Annotated in this window: 2 protein-coding genes and 1 tRNA gene; 1 reads left to right on the top strand and 2 read right to left on the bottom strand. The window is 69.3% G+C overall.

Annotated elements, in window-relative coordinates:
* Positions 1-56: 56 nt before the first annotated feature.
* Both ACFVIM_RS33505 and ACFVIM_RS33500 read right to left on the bottom strand, forming a co-directional pair.
* Positions 57-2609, bottom strand: coding sequence for an ABC transporter permease (locus ACFVIM_RS33505; protein WP_384309669.1), 2553 nt, complete (start codon positions 2607-2609; stop codon positions 57-59).
* A 48-nt stretch (positions 2610-2657) separates the two neighbouring features.
* Complete coding sequence (locus tag ACFVIM_RS33500; RefSeq protein ID WP_384309666.1) at positions 2658-3428, bottom strand: ABC transporter ATP-binding protein; 771 nt, start codon at positions 3426-3428, stop codon at positions 2658-2660.
* Between the two features lie 466 nt (positions 3429-3894).
* Here ACFVIM_RS33500 and ACFVIM_RS33495 point away from each other — a divergent pair.
* Positions 3895-3977 (top strand) — tRNA-Leu (locus tag ACFVIM_RS33495).
* Positions 3978-4080: the final 103 nt, after the last annotated feature.

The following is a 4080-nucleotide window of genomic DNA, read 5'->3' as shown; positions in this document are numbered from 1 at the left end:
GCGGTGAGCGTCGCGGGGCCCGTGCCGTCCCCGGGTCAGGCTGCGGCCTACTCGGCCTACTCGGTCTTGATGGCCGTCAGCATGTTCAGCCGGGCGGCGCTGCGGGCGGGCCACAGCGAGGCCAGGATGCCGACCACACCGGCGAGGAGCAGGAAGATTCCGATCCGCTCCCACGGGATGACCAGGGCGTACTCCGGGATGCTGTTCTTGAGGGTCTCGCCGACCGCCCAGGCCAGGAAGGTGCCGAGGGCGACACCGATCACCGCGCCGAAGAGGGAGATCACGACGGCCTCCAGGCGGATCATGCGCTTGACCTTGCCCCGGTCCAGGCCGATCGCGCGGAGCATGCCGATCTCCTGCTGACGCTCGAAGACGGACATGGCCAGCGTGTTGACCACGCCGAGGACCGCGATGATCAGGGCCATCGCCAGCAGGCCGTACATGATGTTCAGCAGGGTGTTGATCATGCCGCCGAAGAGATTGCGGATGTCCTGCTTGTCCATGATGTTCATGCCGGGGTTGTCGCCGAGCGCGGTCACCAGGGCCTGCTCGTTGGCGCTGGTCTCGCCGCCGTCCATGGCGATCCAGACCTCACGGATGTCCGGGGTGGTGTCGTACGGGGCGACGAGGTCCTGGGACAGGATGTAGGGGGAGACGACCTCGTTGTCCTCGTAGATCGCGCCGATCGTCAGCTTCCGGTGCTCCGGCTTGGCGTTGACGGTCTCCTTGGTGAAGCTGACCGGGACGGTGTCGCCCGCCTTCCAGCCCTGCTTCTCGGCCGTCTTCTCGGCGACGGCGAGCTGGCCGTCGCCAAGGGTCTTCAGCGAGCCCTCCAGGGTCTTCAGTGAGAAGACCTGCTCCAGGCTGGCCGGGTCGACGGCGGACGCGGCCCGCTCCTCGCCCTTCACGGTGAGGAAGAACGCCTGCTGGGCGGAGACGGCCTCGGCGCCCTTGGCCTTGCTCAGCGCGGTGACCGCCGAGCGGTCGAGGTTGTCGCCGCTGGCCATGGTGACCAGGTAGTCGGCCTTGATGTTGCTGGTGGTCGAGCGGTCGATGGCCTGGCCGAGGGTGACGCCGAGGACGGTCAGTCCGGTGACCAGGGTCAGTCCGATGGCGAGCGCGGAGGCAGTGGCTCCGGTACGCCGGGGGTTACGGACCGCGTTCTGTCCGGCCAGCTTGCCGGAGACCCCGAAGAACTTGCGCAGCAGCGGGTGGATCAGCGCGATCATCGGCCGGGAGAGCAGCGGGATCAGCACGATCACACCGATGAGGGAGAAGAACGCGCCCCCACCGATGATCATCCGGCCGTTCTCGCCGCCCTGCGCGGCGCCGGCCACGATCCCGGCGGCACCGGCCAGGGTGATGAGGGCGCCGATGCTGTTCCGCACCACCAGCGACTTGGTGGTGGCGGTCGCGTGGACCGCGCTCATCGCGGCGACCGGCGGGATCTTCGCGGCCCGGCGGGCGGGCAGCCAGGCGGCCAGGATGGTGATCAGCACACCGACGGTGAAGGCGGCCACCACCGAGAGCGGCTCCACCTGGAGCGGCCCGGCGGGGATCTTCGCGCCGAAGGTGTCCATGCCGGACTTCAGCCCGATCGCCAGCCCGATGCCGAGCCCGAAGCCGATGACCGAGGCGACCGCGCCGACCAGACCCGCCTCCAGGATCACCGAGCGCTTGACCTGGCGCCGGGAGGCGCCGACGGCGCGCATCAGGGCCAGCTCCTTGGTGCGCTGGGCGACCAGCATGGTGAAGGTGTTGGCGATCAGGAAGACACCGACGAAGAGGGCGATGCCCGCGAAGACGAGCAGCGTGGTGTTCAGGGCGCCGAGCCCGGACTCGATGGCCTTGGCCTGCTCGTCGGCGAGCGCGGTGCCGGTCTCGGCCTCCGCGCCCTTGGGCAGCAGCGGCTTCACATCGGCGAGCACCGCGTCGTCGGAGACCCCGGCGGCGGCGGTGACGTTGATCTCGTGGAAGAGGCCGGGCTTGAGGTAGAGCTGCTGGGCGACGGGGGTGCTGAACAGGACCAGGCTGCCGCCCGCGTTCACCTCACCGTCCTCGGTGGTGAAGATCCCGGAGAGGGTGAACTCGCGCACCGGACCGTTGGTCGCCACGCGCACGGTCTCGCCGACCGTGTACTCGCCCTTGCGGGCGCTCTCCTTGTCCAGGGCGATCTGCCCGGCCTGGGTGGGGCCGGTGCCGCTGGTGAAGTCGTACGCGGCGTCCTTCCCGTCCTTGCCGGGCGAGAAGTTGGCGCCCTTGTTGGCCCAGCCGGTGCCGATCAGCTTGCCCTTGGTGTCGGCGACCCCGGCGAACCCGGAGACCCGCCCGGACGCGTTCTCGACCCCGGCCGCGCCCTGGATCTTCGCCAGGGTGGCGGCGCTCAGACCGGTGGCGGAGTGACCGCTGCCGCTGTCGACTGTCGGGCTCTGGACGACGACGGCGGTCTTGCCGAAGTCCTTGGCCGACTGGTTGCGGAAGGCGTTGCCGAGGGTGTCGGTGAAGACGAGGGTGCCGGAGACGAAGGCGACGCCGAGCATGACGGCGAGCACGGTCATCAGCAGCCTGGCCTTGTGCGCGAGCACATTGCGCAGGGCGGTACGGAGCATGGTGTCAGTCCTGGGGTGTGAGCCGGATTCGTGGGGGCTGCCGGGGTGTCAGGAAGTCCGGCCCTTGGCGTCGAACGCCTTCATACGGTCGAGGACGCCATCCGCGGAGGGGTGCAGCATCTCGTCGACGATCCGGCCGTCGGCGAGGAAGATCACCCGGTCCGCGTAGGAGGCGGCGACCGGGTCATGGGTCACCATCACCACGGTCTGGCCCAGCTCGCGCACCGAGTTGCGCAGGAAGCCGAGGACCTCGGCGCCGGAGCGCGAGTCCAGGTTTCCGGTGGGCTCGTCGCCGAAGATGATCTCGGGCTGGGAGGCGAGGGCGCGGGCGACGGCCACGCGCTGCTGCTGCCCGCCGGAGAGCTGGGTGGGACGGTGCCCCAGCCGGTCCCGCAGACCCACCATCGCGATCACCGCGTCCAGCCACTGGCGGTCCGGCTTACGGCCCGCGATATCCATGGGCAGGGTGATGTTCTCCAGCGCGGTCAGCGTCGGCAGCAGGTTGAACGCCTGGAAGATGAAGCCGATCTTGTCCCGGCGCAGCTGCGTGAGCTGCTTGTCCTTGAGCGACCCCAGTTCGGTCTCGCCGATGCGCACGGAACCGGAGCTGAAGGTGTCGAGCCCGGCGACGCAGTGCATCAGAGTCGACTTGCCGGAGCCCGAGGGTCCCATGATCGCGGTGAACTCGGCCTGCCGGAAGTCGACGCTCACCCGGTCCAGCGCGACCACCTGGGTCTCGCCCTGTCCGTACACCTTGGACAGGTCCGTGGCGCGGGCGGCCACCGTGGTGGCGCGGTGTGCGAGGGGCATGGTGGTCACGAGGGGACGCTCCTTGAGCACTGGAAGATGGGGACCCCGGGGGGATGGTTCCATCGTCGGCGCTGCTTGACCGTGGAACGTCAGACCGCGTGCCCGTTCCCATGGCCGCCTTTGGTCGCATCGAAAGGGCCGCCCGTCCTCCTTTGGTATGACGGCGCCCCTGAGGCCCTCGGCGGACCGGGGAGTGCTGTCCCAGGTGAGAGGGCGGACACGGCGCCCTGAGGGTCGCGGTCCGGCGACGGAGCGCCGCCCGGTCGCTCCGGAGGCGCCCCCGGGCGTCGAGTTTCCGTCAATCGCTTCCCGCCGCCCCACCTGCCGGGTGTCCGGGCAGCCACTCCCGCCGACCGCCCGACCTGCGCTGACGCTCCCTCAAGCGGCAATAAAATAAGACAACATCGGGCCACGGGTCGCCTGAGGGCCGGGGATTACCCAGATAGGCTCATGTGCTTACGCGGAGCCACACCTGGCCCGGATGGTGGAATGCAGACACGGCGAGCTTAAACCTCGCTGGCCTACATGGCCGTGCCGGTTCGAGTCCGGCTCCGGGCACTCTCTGTAGTCCGGTTGAAGACCCATAGTGGTTGAATGCTTGACCTTCAGTGTCCGAACGATCACCGCGGGCGTACGGGTCCCCTCAGGGGCGACCAAGGAC

The sequence above is a fragment of the Streptomyces sp. NPDC057638 genome (assembly GCF_042800315.1).
GTDB lineage: Bacteria > Actinomycetota > Actinomycetes > Streptomycetales > Streptomycetaceae > Streptomyces.
The sequence above is the reverse complement of the archived record's forward strand: the minus strand, read 5'-3'. Positions and strand labels throughout refer to the sequence as shown.